Raw genomic sequence first — 15,841 nt, forward strand, 5'->3', positions numbered from 1 at the left:
TCAGTTATTTCAGGCGCGACTCAGGCGACGCATCAGCTCATGCTCCAGCTGTTGCAAATGGACGTGAGAGCTGGCGCGGCGCTCTTTCTCATTGGCCAACCATTCCATTAAGCGCTGCTGGATAATGTCTGCGTCGGCGTCAATGAAAAAACGTCGCGTACTGAAGTAAAGCACGCCTTTCTCAAACTCCAACAAGCCGCCAGTGGCCGCCAGAAATTGCACTCCCTGGCTGCGCGTCAATTGACTGAGCCCGGACTCAGTCAAGGTGAGGAAGTCGGCATGACGCGCCTGCAGGCTGAAAGCGCCGCTGGCGTCACGGCTACGAAAGGAAACCAGATCGTCAATGCGTAACTCCTGGTCGCTGTCCCTTAGAATGGCGGTGAATGGTGTCACGACGTCAATCCTTCCAATCCGCCGCGCATGTAAAACTGGTCTTCGCTGAAGTCGTCATAGCGACCCGCCAGGATGCCGTCGCAGTCGGAAATGGTCTGTTTCAACTCTACGGAGGCCCCGGTCATGCCGGTATGGGCGGCGGTGACGACAAAGGGTTGGGTGAGATAACGTTGCAGTTTTCTGGCTCTGGCCACGACCTGTTGATCCTCGGCGGACAACTCCTCCACGCCCAGCATGGCGATGATGTCTTCCAGTTCTTTGTAGCGGGCGAGATGTCCGCGCACCGCTTCAGCGACAGTGTAGTGGGCGGCGCCAAGGGTATGGCGGTCCAAAGCCTTGCTCCCGGACAGCAGTGGGTCCACGGCGGGGTACAGCCCTTTCGCCGCCTGGGTGCGGGATAGAATTACGCTGGTGTCCAGATGGCTTAAAATGGTGGTCACCGCCGGGTCGGTCATGTCGTCGGCGGGAACGTAGACCGCCTGCACGGAGGTGATGGCTCCGTGCAGAGAAGAGGTGATGCGGTCTTCCAGTTCGGCGACTTCACTGCCCAAAGTCGGTTGATAGCCCACCGTGGCGGGCATGCGACCCAGCAGACTGGAGACTTCAGCGCCGGCTTGCACGAATCTAAATACGTTATCCATTACCAGCAGCACGTCCCGACGCAGGCTGTCGCGAAAATATTCCGCATACGCCAGGGCGGATAAACTGACTCGAAAACGCACACCGGGAGATTCATCCATCTGTCCGAACACCAGCAGCGCGCGATCCATGACGCCGGCGTCCTGCATGTCACGCCAGAGTTCGTGCGCTTCGCGAATGCGCTCGCCGATCCCGGAGAACACGGAAACGCCCTGGTGAAGGTGCGCGATGGCGTGCATGAACTCCATGATCAGCACGGTTTTCCCCACGCCGGCGCCGCCGAACAGGCCCGCCTTGCCGCCGCGTATAAACGGACAGAGAAGGTCGACCACTTTGATGCCGGTCGGCAGGAGGTCGCCCTGGGCCGTCAGTTCGTTAAGCGGAGCAGGTGAGTGATGGATATTGCGGTATTGATCAGTTTTTATGACGGGACCGCCATCAAGCGGCTCGCCGAAGATATTCAGCAGACGTCCCAGACAGTTTTCCGCTACAGGAACATGCAGGGGCGAACCGCTGTCATACACTGGCATGCCGCGCCACAAGCCTTGAGTGCTGTGCAGCGTCACCGCCTGGAGTTCATTGGGGCTGATATGACGGTGCACTTCAAAAATGCAGGTGTCGCCATCGAGACGGGTATAGACCGCGCGCCGCAGAGGCGGCAGCTGAGGGCAGCGAATAATCGCCACGGGGCCGTGAACTTCGACAATTTCTCCAATAGGCGCAGCGTCTGCGGTCATGTGGCGAGATCCTTGTCGTGCATAATTGTTTGTTTCCTATGGAATAAAAATAATCCAGTTACAATCGGCGAGTCAAAAAAGAGTTTTTCGAGTGTAGGCGGCGGGAACGGAGCCCTGGTTGATTTGGCGCATTTTTTGGCAAACCTGACAGGATGGTAAGGTTGAGACCTTGATTCCCACAGGTACGGAATGTCGTTAAGATGAACGCCAATAAAAACAAGTGTAGTTGACCATGCTCCCGGCTGATTCGTCCCGTCCGTCCCATCGCAAGGCGCGCCAGATCGCGCTGGCTTTTTTGTTGCTGGCGACGGTGTTTTTGAGTTTTTTCCTCTCCCGCAACCTGCTTATCAAACACAACGGCGTTGAATCGGAGCAACTGTTACGGGCGTTTGAAAGCGCTCTGCTGACCGCGATTGATAAATATGTCTATTTCCCTGCTATTTTGACTGCGGATCCGCGTTTTCAGCGGATGCTGCGGCGCAATGAGCGTGACGACGACATTTCAGAATTGCTGAATCGCTTCAATCAAGCGGCGGGCTCTGATGAGATATTCATCATGAACGCAGAGGGGCTGACCCTGGCTTCCAGCAACTATCGCGACGCCACCAGCTTTGTCGGTCACTCCTATGCATTTCGACCTTATTACGCAGACGCCGTAGCGGGACGCACCGGGCTTTACTATGCGGTCGGCGTCACCACCGGCAAGGCGGGATTGTTTATCTCCGCGCCGATACGGGATAACACCGGACGCATACTCGGCGTCACGGTCGTCAAACTGGACCTGACGCCGCAACAGGCAAGTTGGGCCGCGACTGGCAACCGGATATTCCTGAGCGGACCCAACGACATTATCTTCCTGGCGTCTGATCCGGCGGCGCTGTATCGCGCATTGAGGCCGTTAGAGCAGAGGGTGACGGCGGAACTCAAGGTCACCAAACAATACGGCTCTGCGGAATCGAAGCCATTGGCGGCGCAAACGGACGCCTGGTCTGACGCGCCGATTGTGGAAGTGGAGGGCGCCCGTTTGCTGCTGTATTCGCGTCAGGTCGTCGGCCAGCCCTGGCGGATGCACCGGGCGTTGCCGGTAGCCGATGTGAACACCATGGCGGCTCTGATCGCCACTGCGTGCGGCGGCGCTGTGTTGCTGCTGATCGTGCTCGCCTTGTATTACCGCGAAGCGCGCCAGAAACGCCGTACGGAACACCGGCTCTTGAAAGTGATCGAAGAGAGCGACGCTCATCAACGCGCCATCATCCAGAACACGGACGCAGGGTTGATGACCCTCAACGAACGCTTTGAAATACGCGAGGTAAACCAGAAAGCGGCGGAGCTTTTCGGCGTGGCGGCGCAGGAACAAGGCGTATCCCTGGACCCGATGCGCTTGCTGTCGCCCTGGATCAACGCGCCCGACGGAGAGGTCAGGGAAGCGGAAGGCTACCGTTCAGATGGCGCTTCATTCCCCATCCTGTATTGCGTCAGCCTGATTCGCACTGGGCCCGATCGGGAGTATTTGCTGACGGTTCACGACGTCAGTGAATTGAAAGCGGCGCAGGCGTCTTTGCTGCAAGCCAATGAAGAGCTTGAGGCGAGAGTGGAGGAGCGCACCCAGGCGCTGCGGGCGACTCAGGAAGCATTGATGCAGGAGCGCAAACTCGCGGCGATGGGGCGCATGTCCGCCGCCATCGCCCATGAGCTGAACCAGCCGCTGACGGCGCTGGTCAGTTATGTCGCCATGGGACGCCTGTATCTGGCGCAGGAACAAAAAGACAAAAGCGCCGCTACCTTGGATAAAATGGATGCGCTGGTGCAACGCATCGCCAGAATTTCCTCACAGCTCAAGTCGTTTGCCGGCATTCGCTCCGTCGACATACGGCCAACTGCTTTGCAGGCGGTCATGCGTTATGTGGGGGAGGTGCTGGAGCATAAGCTCAGCCAGCAGAGGTCTGTCATTCGTACACAGATTCCTGAGGGACTTCAGGTCACTGCAGATCAGCATATGCTGGAGCAAGTGATGATCAACTTGCTTGATAACGCCATTGCGGCGGTGAAGTCCGCGGTACAGCCTGATATTTTTGTTATGGCGGAGCGCAGCGGGGATAAGATCATGATATCCGTTCGCGACAATGGCGAAGGGATGGACGAAGAGCGCATGCGACACCTGTTCGATCCGTTCTTCACCACCAAGACAGGAAGTGAGGGGTTGGGCCTGGGGTTGGCGATCAGTTATAACCTGCTGCAGGACATGCATGGGGAGATAACCGTTACCAGTACACCGGGTGAAGGCAGTGAATTCACCCTTAGCTTACCGGCTGTAATTCATTATGACTAAATTGGTTTATATCATCGACGACGATAGCTCCGTCAGGGAGGCCTTGGAAGAATGGCTGGCGCTGGCGGGTCTGGAAGCCAAGGGGTGGGCGTCCGCTGAAGCGGCCTTGCAGACCATTGATGAGAACTTCGTCGGCGTGGTGGTGTCAGACGTCAAGATGCCCGGTTTGGACGGCATGGCGCTGTTGCAGAAGATGCCGAAAAATATTCCTGTGCTGCTGATCACGGGTCATGGCGACATCGCCATGGCGGTGGAGGCGATGAAACAGGGCGCCTATGACTTCATTGAGAAACCGTTTCAGCCCACGCATCTGGTGGACGCGATCAAGCGCGCCTGCCGGCAGCGTTCTTTGCTATTGGAAAATCAGCGCCTACGCAAGGCGTTAGAGTCGCAGCAGGGGCTGGAATCGATTCTTATCGGGGACTCGCCGGGCATCAAACGACTGCGTCGACATGTCCATGAACTGGCGCAGTTGGATGTGGATGTGTTGATCCATGGTGAAACCGGCGTAGGCAAAGAGCTGGTGGCACGATGCTTACATGACTTCGGTAAGCGCGCGAAACATCCTTTTGTCGCCCTGAACGTGGCGGCGATTCCGGAAAATCTGTTTGAAAGTGAACTGTTTGGGCATACCGCCGGCGCCTTCACCGGCGCGCAGAAAGCCCAGGCGGGTAAGTTTGAATACGCCAACAAGGGCACGCTGTTTCTGGATGAAGTGGAAAGCATGCCGCTGCATTTTCAGGTGAAGGTGCTGCGCGCCTTGCAGGAGCGGGAAGTGGTTCGGCTTGGCTCGCATCAGGCGGTAGCGCTGGATGTGCGTGTGGTGGCGGCGACAAAAGAGGACCTGAAAAAAGCCGGGGATGAAGGCCGCTTCCGCGGTGACCTTTATTACCGCTTGATGGTGGCGGAGTTGCGCATCCCTCCGTTGCGGGAGCGACGCGAAGACATTGCGCTGCTGTTCGCCCACTTTTTGAAACTGGCGGCGCAGAAACACGATAAAGAAGCGCCCGAGCTGCGCGGTGATGACTGGATCGCTCTTGAAGGCCATAACTGGCCGGGCAACGTGCGGGAACTCAAAAATCTCGCGGAGCGCTATCTTTTACGCAGCCAGTTCAGCGACGAATCCATCCGGGAAATGCTCTCCGGCGAAAAACTGGACATGTCCAGCCCGTCAGACCAGTCCCTGGCGTCCCGTGTTGCGGAATATGAAAAAGCGGTTATCAGCGCGGAACTGACCGCCAAGAAAGGCAATATCAATCAGGTGATGGAAGAACTGGACCTGCCCCGCCGCACACTGAACCAGAAGATGCAGCGTTATGGATTGCGGCGGGAGGATTTCTTGGGGTGAAATTCATTTCAGGCGAAAAGCTGCTTCAGCAGAAAGTGAAGCTTCGGGATAGATAAGATCAATAGGGAAACGGAGCCAATAAATACATAACAGTCGAGCCAGTTCTTGGCTCGAACACGTCCTTTCTCTATTTCAACGCCATCAATTGATATGCTATATCGCGTCAGTAAAGCTGACGCAGGAACTAGTGAAGTGAGTAATCCCTTATACTCCACATCGTCCGATCGAAATGAAAAGGGTATAGTTTCAGATAAGCCCTCAAGTCTATCTGGCGATTTACCCTTTAGTTCGCCATCGACATAAACTTCTATGGTCAGGCTAAGCCATAGGTGTTTTGGTTCTGACTTTGACGTAACTTCAATACGATGGTTTTTCCAAACATGCACTGGCATTATTAACTCACCTCCACCCACTCTTTACGCCACTCCTGCGGCGCAAAGTCATCTGGCCAGTACTCAACCTGTTTGATGATCAAACCGTCTCTGACTGTACTGAAGGTGAGGGCGCGTCCTTTAATCACACCATCCGTGACAGACACATCCGTCACCACCTGCTCGCCTTCGCACAGGATGTGATTAAGCGTAAAACGCCACTCGCCCTGCGCGGGATAATTGGCGTTGATCAGAACAAAGTTCTCACGCCCTCGAATGACTTCACCAGACTGCGGCCAATGGCAGACATAATCCTCCGACAGCATCTCGCTGGCCTTATGGAAGTCATTGGTTTGCATGAGTTCCCAGTACCTTTCAATAGTAGACTTTGGGTTCATATTACTCACTGGTTATATTTGCTCTATACAGCTATATGACTAGGAACTTGTATAAGTAAATTCAACTCCCCCGCTCACGACGCCAAGCACAATACTGCCTAACATTAAGTAAAGAGGGGTTCTCATTTCAGATTCATAAATAGCGAATATGCCTTGCGCTATAGGCGGGAAAAAGAAGTTTAGCAAAAAACATACGAATGATACTTGAAACCCTTTTATTAACGACATTATGTAGCCAATAATGAAAATGATTGCTGCGATAGTTTCCATAGTGTTTACTGCGACTCATGTGGTTTAGATAATTCTGGTTTTTTCTCAAATTTTCTGGAATGAGGGAGAATAAAAATATATCCCGCCACTACTTAGGAGGGACTATGCAGTCCATCATTCTCATTCCATACTTGTGAAATTCATCCTTGCTGCCAATCATGTCCGGCATATCCTTTCCGACGCGGCTTCTACACATACTTTTAAAGCTCTTTGCCCGCTTCATACAGCTTGCGTAATTTGGTGAGTGCTCATCCATGTTGTTGACTTCTAGACAAAGTCCTTCTTTTTGTGCGGACATGAAGTCAAGTAGTTCTTCTTTAGTTACGGGGTTCTCATCAAGCTTGCTGAAGGAGGCTGCGTAGAGGCCTGATTGTTATGCCAATAATAATATCCTGCCGCTATGGCTAGAATGGCAAGAAGGTACTTCATATATGAATCCTGGTACTACAATGCTATAAAAATAAAAGACTTAGCGAACACGGAACGTGCTGTCAAAGATGGTAGTGGAGCGAGAAGGGAGAAGTATGAGGGCTAACTCATAGAATCCTGCATGCCAACGCATCCGTGCCAAGTTGTCAGCATTATAAGTATCAGAACCTGGAAGGCAATATTCTGTCTAGATAATGACTGAAGTGGGTTGCAGTGTAGGGGGGAACTGTGCGCGTGTTCTCAACATGGCGCTACTTACAGGGTGTGCCTCGTTATCTATGTTCTGTCGAGGTTGATGTCTATTAGGAGCGGCTATCGACTAATGCTCGCTGAGATGATTATCAGAATGTGGAGACGCTGATTCAGACCCTTCCTTCACTGAGAGCGGGGCTCATGGTTTCACCCTTTTTCCGAGTTAGCATAACCAAGAAACAGGCTGTGACCACTAACAGTCCAACCTTCAGGTTAAACAAAATAAACACGCTTACTCCAAAAACAAGGGCAGCCCCTCCATAAACCGGACTTTCTTTTCTCCGTCTCGCCAGGAACGCACAGAATATGGCGGCGAGGGCGCATGAAAATGCTATGCCGTGATTGATCTGCACGGCTAACTCTTCGGTAAGCGAAAAGCCGCCAGTGATAAAAGCAGGCTCCGCGACAGGGGGAGCGATAGAGAATGCCGACAATATATGGGCGTAGAACTGTGCGAAGAAAGTCACATACTGATCGTTGATAGACCAATAATATTGGGTGACTCCCAGCAGAAGTACGCCTAGCGCGGCGAGAATAACGCCTGTTCCGGCTATCTTGCTGTGTCTCTTTGGCGGCATAAGTTATCAAATCTCAATCATTCATCATGGCCACAGCGTATTGCGTGGAGCTGTCTTCCCTGACTGTCTTTGGGGAATGAAGAAGGCGCTCAGTGTAGTCTAGCGGCGGACGGACGCCAACATTGTGAGCGTCAGATAACGATCTGTATAACAGAACCGATCTAGTCAGGCTTCACGAGTTGTTTTCTTAACGATTTGATATATCTAAACAAAGCTGATCCCGTCTTAACGAGCGCGAGAGCGGCAAGGAGGTTGCCCACCAGAGAAAGAGGACTAACCAGCGTTGTGTGAATCTTTTCAATCTCGCCAATGGGGATAAGATACCAGTCAATGTCCTCATGGGATGGAAATACCAACGGAAAAGGAAGACCGTAAGCGGTTCCGCCCATGCAGAATTCCCATGGAATGGCTGACAAAAGGAGCGTCACTGCAAGCGTCATTTGTAATGACCTGGATATGCGCACTGGCGATGTGTCCTGATGTGAAGATACAAGGCAGGCATTATCGGGGCGGTCAAGCCAGCGTGCAACCAGGCGTGCGGCGCGATCCACGCCATAAATTGAATGGGATGGATCGCACGGGGATAAAGTCGCTTAGAATGTGACGGCGCGCTCGTTCATGGGATATAGCGCGCCTTTATCGATGATGGCGACGCGGGTGGGACTAACGGAGAAAGCGCCTTGATAGCCGGTCACCTGAACCTTGGGAAAGCTCTGCTTCATCGCGTCTTTCAAGCGGCTGGCCCAGGGCGCCATTTTCCCTTCGTAACCGCCGCCGCAGGCGCAAACGTGCAGGTTGACAAAGGTGCTGGGCAGCCCTTCTTTGGTCAGCGTGGAGGTGAGCTGATCCGGCGTATAACTTTTCCACTCGCCGCCTTCCCAGGTGTCGTTGCCGTTAACGTTGACTCTTTTCTGTTTGTTTTTCCCCATGTTGCGCTCCGAGCCGATGGTCAGGGCGTCAGCGGCTCCAGTGCCGTGGGTTACGACATAGAGCGTGTCGTCCTTGGTGAGTTTACTGAGACACTTGTCAATCCAGCGATACATCGCTTTGCCTTTGCCTGAAACGCACTTGTTGGCCAGTATCTGATTGACTGGAATCCCCTTCGCTTTCGCGAATCTCTCCGCGAACTCGCTCATTTCATCACTGTTTACAGGGATATAGATGTATTCATTTGCCATGGTGTTAGCCTTCTTGTTGATGATAGCGTCGCCGCTCAGAGTTATTGATAGATGTTGATAACTCTGAAAGCGCTCACCCACGAGGAAGGCCGTCGGCTGAAATAAGGAAAGAATGTGCAAATTCAAAAGACGCTTACGGCTTCTGTTTCGCCAGCTCTTTTCGGCGCCTTTCGTAATCGTCGTAACTTTCATTCGCCTGCCTCATGCAGGCTTCGTACTGCGATTGTTCAATATATTTTTCGCACTGTTGTCTTTGGTTTTCCCGTACGGCGTAGTAAGCCTGCTTGGTCGAGCAGGCCTGGATAAGCAGTGCGCCGCCGACGAGTAGAAGCAGCTGGGTGGCTCTATGCATGTTCATCTCCCTTTAATTTCTGCTTTGCGACTCCGGTTGAGCGCATTGAATGATGACGCTGGGTCCCGCTAGTTTTTCGGTCTGTATTTATCCATCACCTGATCAAGTCTGTCGTTGGTGATCTCTGGGTTGGCTTGTTGCAGACAGGGTAAGAGCACGGATTTATTCATGCGTTCTCTGGCTTTTGTGGGCGTTTGACCTTGTGGAACCGGATGGACGTCGTTGAAGCAGGCGACGAATTGGTCCGGCGTTACGCCTAACTCCCGGCTGATATCAGCGACAGGGCGCTTGGGATCGTTTTTCAGCATGGGCGCTTCCGCGGCCAGGGCCGGCAATGCGAAAAGGCAGAGTGTGAGCGCCAGGATGCGTTGGTTCGACATAGGAAAGGTCTCCTCATTCAACGTTTTATTACGGCTTGCTTGCATTGATGGTGTCGTCACGGTTTTCAAGCATAAAGCCACATTCATTGGTCGATAAGCAAAATTTTGCCTATAAAGTTTTAGCGATAAGCCAAAATTAGCTTATGGCGCTTTTTGTATTTTAGTTGGCTTCTTTATAAATCAGTAAGTTGTGTGAAGGTGGTAAGCGGCATGACCTTTGCGAAGCATTTGAACGCCTGTGACTTAAAAAAATAAAACTTTGAGGTAATTCAGTATGAATCGGTATATCCGACTAATCTCTCTCACCCTTTCCGTTCTGTCCTTTTCTGTGTTCTCTTCTGGCCTGCGCGCCGCCGAGGAGAAGAATTACATCATGGCGACCGCCAGCACAGGAGGTACTTACTACCCCGTTGGCGTCGCAATCGCCACGTTGACGAAAGTAAAGCTGCAGCCGACGCATAAAATCGGCATATCCGCCATCAGTTCCGCCGGGTCTGCGGAAAACATCAAATTGATGCGGGATAACGAAGCGCAGTTCTCCATCCTGCAGGGGCTTTTCGGCAAATATGCGTGGGAAGGCTCTGGTGTGTTCGCCAATGAAGGCAAGCAACGCAACATCCGCTCCATCACCATGTTGTGGCAGAACGTCGAGCATTTCGTATTGGACAACAAATACGTCAAAACCGGCACCATCAGCGATCTGGTCAACGCCAAGGGCGAACGTCTGGCTCTGGGCTCCAAGAACTCCGGCACTATTGAGTCCAACCGCACCATCCTCGCCAACTTCGGCCTGGATCTGGATAAAGACTTTGATCTTTTGTACGCCGGCTACGGTCCCAGCAGTCAGGCCCTGCAAGACGGCAAAGTCGTGGGCATGGGGACGCCGGCCGGCGTTCCAGTGGGCGCGGTGATTAACGCTTTCGCGCAACGTTCCGACATCACCCTGCTGTCTTTCACGCCGGAGCAAATCCAGCGGGCGGACAATGGCTTTGATCTGTGGACGCCTTTCACGGTGAAAGCTGGCGTATATCCAGGCGTGAACAAAGATATCGTTACTATCGCCCAGCCTAACTTCCTGGCGGTGCGCGACGACATCGACGAGGAAACCGTCTATCTCCTGACCAAGGCGATTTATGAAAACCTGCCTTTCCTGAACAGCATCCACAAGGCCACCAGCGACATGGCGCTGGAAAAGGCGATTGCCGGTCTGCCGATTCCATTGCACCCTGGCGCAATTCGCTACTACAAAGAACAAGGACTGAATATTCCTGACCGGCTGATGAAATAACAGCCTCCATCACTGAGTCACAACGGGGGACGCGTCCCCCGCTTACTTTGGAGATTTGTAATGAGTCAGTCTGCGACGGAGTGGAGTCAGCTCCGTGACAGCCGCATGTTTTTTTATGTGGCTGTCGTAGTATCCCTGATCCATATCGTTATCAACATGACCGGCTGGATCAGCGGTTTTTGGCCTAACGTCATTCATTTCATTGGATTCGCCTGGCTATGCGTGGGCTGGTACGTCTCCAAAGACGCCAGCAAAATGCTGAAAGCGTTCAACTACGCCTTGGCCGCGGCCGCAACGGCGGCGACGCTTTGGCTGTTTTTCAGCGAGGACATTATTTATGAGCGCGGTCTTCATTTAAGCTGGGCGGACTGGCTGGCCGGATGCGTGGTGGTGCTGTTTTCGCTGGAGTTGACCCGGCGCATGGCGGGCTGGCTGATTCCCACGCTGATTATCATCGCGTTGGGCTACGTCGCATGGTGGGGACAGTACCTTCCCGGCGTGTTCCGCTTCAGTGGTCTGAGTTTGGAAACCATCATGTTTCGCAGTCTTTTCGGCGATGACGGCATGTTTGGAAGCATTGCGACCATTTCCTCCAGCTTCGTGATGATGTTTATCCTGTTTGGCGCTTTTCTGGTGCGCTCGGGCGCTGGGGATTTCATTATCGATCTGGCCAAACGCTCCGCAGGCAAGATGCACGGTGGGCCGGGTCTCATCGCGGTTATCGCTTCCGGTCTCACAGGCACCATTTCCGGCTCAGCGGTCGCCAATACCGCCTCAACCGGCGTCATCACCATTCCTTTGATGAAAAAGGCGGGGTATTCGCCGCGTTTTTCCGCTGGCGTTGAAGCCGCCGCCTCTACCGGAGGGCAACTCATGCCGCCGATCATGGGGGCTGGAGCCTTTGTCATGGCCAACTACACCCAGATTCCATACACGGACATTGTGGTCGTGTCGTTTCTGCCGGCGTTGCTGTACTTCCTGACAATCGCGGCTTTTGTGCGACTGCAGGCTAAGAAAGAAGGCCTGAAACCTATCGAGGACGATAACCCGGAACCGCTGTCAGTGTTGATGAAGCGGGGCGGTTACTCCTTTCTTGTTCCGATTGTCCTGTTGATCGGGCTGCTCATATGGGGATTGAGTCCCACCTACGCGGCGGGCTTTGCGATCCTGGCGGTGATTGGCTCTTCCTGGCTGACGCCCAACCGCATGGGCCCGGCGGCGATCTGCGACGCGCTGGCGTTGGGCGCCAAGAATATGGTGATGACTGCGCTGTTACTGATCAGCGTGGGACTGATCGTCAACGTGGTGGCCACGACCGGCATTGGCAATACTTTCTCGTTCATGATCGTGCAATGGGCGGGAGGGCAATTGTGGATCGCCATCGTACTGATCGCCCTGGCTTCACTGGTGTTGGGAATGGGGTTGCCGGTGACGGCGGCGTACATCATGGTGGCGACGATCGCTGCGCCGGCGTTGCAGCAATTGATTCTGCAAAACCAGTTGGTGGATTTGCTGGTAGCCGGACAATTGCCGGAGACTGCGCGTGTGACGCTGCAGTTTATGGCGGGCGTGACGGATGTGGATCTCAGTCAGCCGATTCCTTACGATCAAGCCGCCGCGCTGGTGGGGGGCATCAGTCGGGATATCCTGCCGACGCTGCTGGATGTGGCGATTGCGCCGGAAATGATTACCCTGGCGCTGTTGTCCGCGCACATGATCATTTTCTGGTTGTCTCAGGACAGTAACGTTACGCCGCCAGTCTGTTTGACCGCCTTTACCGCTGCGGCCATCGCCAAGACTTCGCCGATGTCAGCCGGGCTGTCCGCGTGGAGTCTGGCGAAAGCCTTGTATATCGTTCCGTTCCTGTTCGCCTACACGCCGTTTTTGAGCGGCGACTGGGGCGAGGCGCTGCAGATCTTCGTGTTCTCTGCATTTGGTTTGTACGCCTTCGCCGCCGTGTTTGTGGGCTGGCTGGGACAGGCGTTGAATCCAGTCATGCGATTGCTGGTTTGCGCCGCCGCGCTGTTGTTACTCTGGCCGCTGTCGCTTTGGTGGCATCTTGGCGGCCTTGGCATGTTGATAGCGTTGCGTTTACTGAACCGCTCGCGCGCCTCATCAGGCGACGCGACGCCTCTGCAGACACTCTAGCTCCCAGGCCTTCTAGGCCGTAAAGGAAGGCATTCGCTACTTTCACACCAAGCCATGGACGGCTTCATTTCTCCGGCGCCGGAGAGTCTCCTGTTTCAACGCTTTTACTCTTTTTCACGACGCTGTATTCTCGACCGATTCAATTTGTATGACAGCGGCCGCCTGACGCGGTTGCTTTGCATAAAATATGGCGTCTACACTCTCCTCCAATGTGAGGCGCGACAACCTCAAGGGAAGCTCATATGTCCAGAACAACCATCAGCACGGGCGAAATTCAGTTTAAAACCAAAGATGCCGGCGACAAGAAAGCGACGCCAGCCAATCAACCCTGTCACATCGTGGTGTTGGGGGATTTCAGCGGCCGTGGACATCGTGGCGCGCATGAACCGGAGACGCTGGCGAAACGCAAACTGATTGAAGTGGACCGGGATAATTATGACGACGTCTTCGAGCAGTTGAAGGTGGAGCTGGATATTCCAGTTATCGATGACGTCATACGTTTTCGCGAGCTGGATGATATGCATCCCGATTATATCTATGACCGCACCGCACTGTTTGAGAAGTTCAAAAGTCTGAAGCGTCGTCTCAAGAGTAACGATACTTTCCAGGCGGCGGCGGATGAAATCCGCGGCTGGAGTGGTTCCGCTCCAAAAGCGGAAACGTCTGTGATGGAAGCTAAGCCGTCTAATGTGGGCGGCTCCAGCGACAGCGGGTCTCTGTTGGAAAGCCTGTTGGACAGCACATCTGGCGTTCAGCGCTCCAGTAACGCTTTTGACGTGCGCACGCTGGTGCAGGAAATCTTTGCGCCCTATGTGAGCCAGGGACCGGACCCTCGCCAGCAGGAAATGCTGGAGGCCGTGGACCAGGCCGCCAGCGACCTGATGCGCAAAATCATGCATCACAGCGCTTTTCATGCCTTGGAAGCGAGCTGGCGCGGGCTGTATTTGTTGGTGCGCAGGCTGGAGACGGATGCAAACCTGCGCGTTTTCATCGTCGATGCGACGCGTCAAGAGCTGATCGCTGACGCGAACGCCGCGGAATCTATCGACGAAACCGGACTGTACAAGTTGCTGGTGGAAAAGCGCAGCGCCAGCGGCGCTACGCCATTCAGCATGATCCTTGCTGACTATGCCTTCGGAACGGAGACGGAGTCGCTGAACTTTCTTTCCACACTGGCGGGTTCCGCCCATGTGATCGGAGCCGCGGCATTGACCGGCGGCGCAGCGGCGCTGGCGGGATGCGGCGATCTGGCGGCGACCCCTGACCCGGATGACTGGAGCGACGCCGTCGATGCGGAATTCTCTGAACACTGGAAAACCGTGAGAGAGCAGGTTTGCGCCGGCAGTCTGGCGATGGTGGCGCCGCGGGTATTGCTGCGCATGCCCTATGGCAAACGCACCTCCCGTACGGAGCGCTTTGATTTTGAAGAGTTGCCGGAACGTAATCGACATGCTTTCTACCTGTGGGGCAACGGCGCCTGGTTGGCGGTAATGCTGCTGGCGCAGCACTATACGGATTTCGGCTGGAATTTCGTTCCGGGTAAAAAGCAGCAGGTGGACCGCCTGCCTTTGCACGTTTACAGCGAAGATGGCGAATCCGTGGTGACGCCTTGCGCGGAGGTCAACATCACTGATTCGGCGGTGCGGGCGCTGAGTCAGGCTGGCTTGATGGCGGTGCGTTCCATCGTGGGTAAAGACAGTGTATTGATACCCAATTTCCGTTCGATTGCAGCGGCCAGCCCCGACCTTAACGGTCCTTGGAACGCATGAGTCGTTAACAGCCTGTCGATATGGATATGTTGATAATCTGGCGCAGGGATGCGCCAGGATGGCGGCAAGCCTCTGGAGATAAGGCTGTATAGACGCATGCCTTAAGGCTCAGGCGGATAACAGTTAGACAAAAGGAAACTCAGGCTCCCTCCTTGTGAAGATGACAGGCGGAGAGTGAGCCAGTAAGCAGTAGTATGAAAATTAGAGTATTAAGCGACCTCCATTTGGAGTTTGAGGACTTCGCTGTCGATGTCGACGATGTGGATGCGCTGGTTCTGGCCGGAGACATTCATGTCGGCGACAAAGGCGTGCGTTGGGCGCTGGAGCAGAATCCGGCGAAGCCGATCATTTATGTGCTGGGAAATCATGAATACTATCGGCATATCTACCCGAAACTGGCGCGAAAGTTACGAGAGATGACGCAGGGAACGCATGTTCATGTGCTGGAGAATGAGTCCGTGGCGCTGGGCGACGTCGTCTTTTTCGGATGCACGTTGTGGACGGACTTCGAGTTGCTCTGCGATCCTCGCGTGGCGGGTTTTGAATGCCAACAGGTGATGAGCGACTTTCGTAAAATCCGCAGAGAACCTGGCTACTCCAAAATGCGCTCACTGGATCTGGCGGTAATTCATTCTCATTCGCTGCACTGGCTAAAAGGCGCCTTCGCCCATTGCGACGAGACGCATCCAACCAGCCGGCGCGTCGTTGTTACTCATCATGCGCCCAGTAGTCAGTCACTGCCGCTGCATAGGAAAAACCATATTATCAGCTCAGCGTATGCTTCCAATCTGGAGCCGGTGGTGGAATCCTTGCAGCCGAATCTGTGGGTACACGGCCATTTGCACAACAGCAGTGATTACCAGATAGGGTCAACCCGGGTTGTCTGCAATCCCCGAGGCTATCCCGGGGAACGCAATCTGGACTTTGATCCGGCTTTCACTGTCAGCATTTTATAACTTCAGTAGCTAACACAGTGCTGTCC

The 15,841-nt window shown here is 54.2% G+C and carries 15 protein-coding genes; 6 read left to right on the top strand and 9 right to left on the bottom strand.

Annotated features, from left to right (window positions below):
• Positions 1 to 9 precede the first annotated feature (9 nt).
• Together ONV78_RS15045 and atpD are read right to left on the bottom strand one after the other, a co-directional pair.
• Positions 10 to 393 (bottom strand): hypothetical protein, encoded by a 384-nt coding sequence (locus ONV78_RS15045; RefSeq protein ID WP_279504235.1) that lies wholly within the window; start codon positions 391 to 393, stop codon positions 10 to 12.
• Entirely contained in the window at positions 390 to 1,769 is a 1,380-nt protein-coding gene (gene atpD / locus ONV78_RS15050; RefSeq protein ID WP_279504237.1) for a F0F1 ATP synthase subunit beta, read from the bottom strand. Before atpD ends, ONV78_RS15045 begins: the two co-directional genes overlap by 4 nt.
• Positions 1,770 to 2,001: 232 nt before the next feature.
• Between atpD and ONV78_RS15055 the strand changes: the two genes are divergently transcribed.
• Both ONV78_RS15055 and ONV78_RS15060 read left to right on the top strand, forming a co-directional pair.
• Positions 2,002 to 4,098 carry an ATP-binding protein gene (locus ONV78_RS15055; RefSeq protein ID WP_279504238.1) on the top strand — a complete coding sequence of 699 codons (2,097 nt, stop codon included), beginning with the start codon at positions 2,002 to 2,004 and terminating at the stop codon, positions 4,096 to 4,098.
• On the top strand, positions 4,091 to 5,446 hold the full coding sequence (locus tag ONV78_RS15060) for a sigma-54 dependent transcriptional regulator (RefSeq protein ID WP_279504240.1): 1,356 nt from the start codon (positions 4,091 to 4,093) through the stop codon (positions 5,444 to 5,446). Before ONV78_RS15055 ends, ONV78_RS15060 begins: the two co-directional genes overlap by 8 nt.
• 8 nt (positions 5,447 to 5,454) lie before the next feature.
• Here ONV78_RS15060 and ONV78_RS15065 read toward each other — a convergent pair whose 3' ends face one another.
• The 7 genes from ONV78_RS15065 to ONV78_RS15095 all read right to left on the bottom strand — a co-directional run bounded on the left by ONV78_RS15065 (position 5,455) and on the right by ONV78_RS15095 (position 9,654).
• Positions 5,455 to 5,838 (bottom strand): hypothetical protein, encoded by a 384-nt coding sequence (locus tag ONV78_RS15065; RefSeq protein WP_279504243.1) that lies wholly within the window; start codon positions 5,836 to 5,838, stop codon positions 5,455 to 5,457.
• 2 nt (positions 5,839 to 5,840) lie between these two features.
• Entirely contained in the window at positions 5,841 to 6,215 is a 375-nt protein-coding gene (locus ONV78_RS15070) for a nuclear transport factor 2 family protein (protein WP_216736453.1), read from the bottom strand.
• A 1,061-nt stretch (positions 6,216 to 7,276) separates the two neighbouring features.
• Positions 7,277 to 7,744, bottom strand: a complete 468-nt coding sequence (locus tag ONV78_RS15075) for a hypothetical protein (protein WP_279504245.1) — start codon at positions 7,742 to 7,744, stop codon at positions 7,277 to 7,279.
• 161 nt (positions 7,745 to 7,905) lie between these two features.
• Complete coding sequence (locus ONV78_RS15080; protein ID WP_279504247.1) at positions 7,906 to 8,184, bottom strand: hypothetical protein; 279 nt, start codon at positions 8,182 to 8,184, stop codon at positions 7,906 to 7,908.
• A gap of 153 nt (positions 8,185 to 8,337) precedes the next feature.
• Positions 8,338 to 8,922: a hypothetical protein gene (locus tag ONV78_RS15085; protein WP_279504249.1), complete on the bottom strand. Its 585-nt coding sequence runs from the start codon at positions 8,920 to 8,922 to the stop codon at positions 8,338 to 8,340.
• A gap of 133 nt (positions 8,923 to 9,055) precedes the next feature.
• Entirely contained in the window at positions 9,056 to 9,274 is a 219-nt protein-coding gene (locus ONV78_RS15090) for a hypothetical protein (RefSeq protein WP_216736456.1), read from the bottom strand.
• Positions 9,275 to 9,342: 68 nt separating this feature from the next.
• Complete coding sequence (locus ONV78_RS15095) at positions 9,343 to 9,654, bottom strand: hypothetical protein (protein WP_216736457.1); 312 nt, start codon at positions 9,652 to 9,654, stop codon at positions 9,343 to 9,345.
• A 274-nt stretch (positions 9,655 to 9,928) separates the two neighbouring features.
• On the opposite strand from ONV78_RS15095, the gene ONV78_RS15100 reads away from it, so the two are divergent.
• From ONV78_RS15100 to ONV78_RS15115, 4 genes are all read left to right on the top strand, one after another.
• Positions 9,929 to 10,942 (top strand): TAXI family TRAP transporter solute-binding subunit, encoded by a 1,014-nt coding sequence (locus ONV78_RS15100; RefSeq protein WP_216736458.1) that lies wholly within the window; start codon positions 9,929 to 9,931, stop codon positions 10,940 to 10,942.
• A 60-nt stretch (positions 10,943 to 11,002) separates the two neighbouring features.
• Complete coding sequence (locus ONV78_RS15105) at positions 11,003 to 13,090, top strand: TRAP transporter fused permease subunit (RefSeq protein ID WP_279504251.1); 2,088 nt, start codon at positions 11,003 to 11,005, stop codon at positions 13,088 to 13,090.
• 242 nt (positions 13,091 to 13,332) lie between these two features.
• Complete coding sequence (locus ONV78_RS15110) at positions 13,333 to 14,859, top strand: type VI secretion system contractile sheath large subunit (protein WP_279504253.1); 1,527 nt, start codon at positions 13,333 to 13,335, stop codon at positions 14,857 to 14,859.
• Positions 14,860 to 15,053: 194 nt separating this feature from the next.
• Positions 15,054 to 15,815 (top strand): metallophosphoesterase, encoded by a 762-nt coding sequence (locus ONV78_RS15115; protein ID WP_279504255.1) that lies wholly within the window; start codon positions 15,054 to 15,056, stop codon positions 15,813 to 15,815.
• The last annotated feature ends 26 nt before the right edge of the window (positions 15,816 to 15,841 follow it).

The sequence above is a fragment of the Hahella sp. CR1 genome (assembly GCF_029813005.1).
Taxonomy (GTDB): domain Bacteria; phylum Pseudomonadota; class Gammaproteobacteria; order Pseudomonadales; family Oleiphilaceae; genus Hahella.

Bases quoted from the DNA above. Each gene is read 5' to 3' on its own strand.
- ONV78_RS15110 (WP_279504253.1), top strand. From the start codon at position 13,333: ATGTCCAGAACAACCATCAGCACGGGCGAAATTCAGTTTAAAACCAAA.
- ONV78_RS15105 (WP_279504251.1), top strand. From the start codon at position 11,003: ATGAGTCAGTCTGCGACGGAGTGGAGTCAGCTCCGTGACAGCCGCATG.
- ONV78_RS15095 (WP_216736457.1), bottom strand. From the start codon at position 9,654: ATGTCGAACCAACGCATCCTGGCGCTCACACTCTGCCTTTTCGCATTG.
- ONV78_RS15080 (WP_279504247.1), bottom strand. From the start codon at position 8,184: ATGACGCTTGCAGTGACGCTCCTTTTGTCAGCCATTCCATGGGAATTC.
- atpD (WP_279504237.1), bottom strand. From the start codon at position 1,769: ATGACCGCAGACGCTGCGCCTATTGGAGAAATTGTCGAAGTTCACGGC.
- ONV78_RS15115 (WP_279504255.1), top strand. From the start codon at position 15,054: ATGAAAATTAGAGTATTAAGCGACCTCCATTTGGAGTTTGAGGACTTC.
- ONV78_RS15090 (WP_216736456.1), bottom strand. From the start codon at position 9,274: ATGCATAGAGCCACCCAGCTGCTTCTACTCGTCGGCGGCGCACTGCTT.
- ONV78_RS15060 (WP_279504240.1), top strand. From the start codon at position 4,091: ATGACTAAATTGGTTTATATCATCGACGACGATAGCTCCGTCAGGGAG.
- ONV78_RS15075 (WP_279504245.1), bottom strand. From the start codon at position 7,744: ATGCCGCCAAAGAGACACAGCAAGATAGCCGGAACAGGCGTTATTCTC.
- ONV78_RS15100 (WP_216736458.1), top strand. From the start codon at position 9,929: ATGAATCGGTATATCCGACTAATCTCTCTCACCCTTTCCGTTCTGTCC.
- ONV78_RS15085 (WP_279504249.1), bottom strand. From the start codon at position 8,922: ATGGCAAATGAATACATCTATATCCCTGTAAACAGTGATGAAATGAGC.
- ONV78_RS15070 (WP_216736453.1), bottom strand. From the start codon at position 6,215: ATGAACCCAAAGTCTACTATTGAAAGGTACTGGGAACTCATGCAAACC.
- ONV78_RS15065 (WP_279504243.1), bottom strand. From the start codon at position 5,838: ATGCCAGTGCATGTTTGGAAAAACCATCGTATTGAAGTTACGTCAAAG.
- ONV78_RS15055 (WP_279504238.1), top strand. From the start codon at position 2,002: ATGCTCCCGGCTGATTCGTCCCGTCCGTCCCATCGCAAGGCGCGCCAG.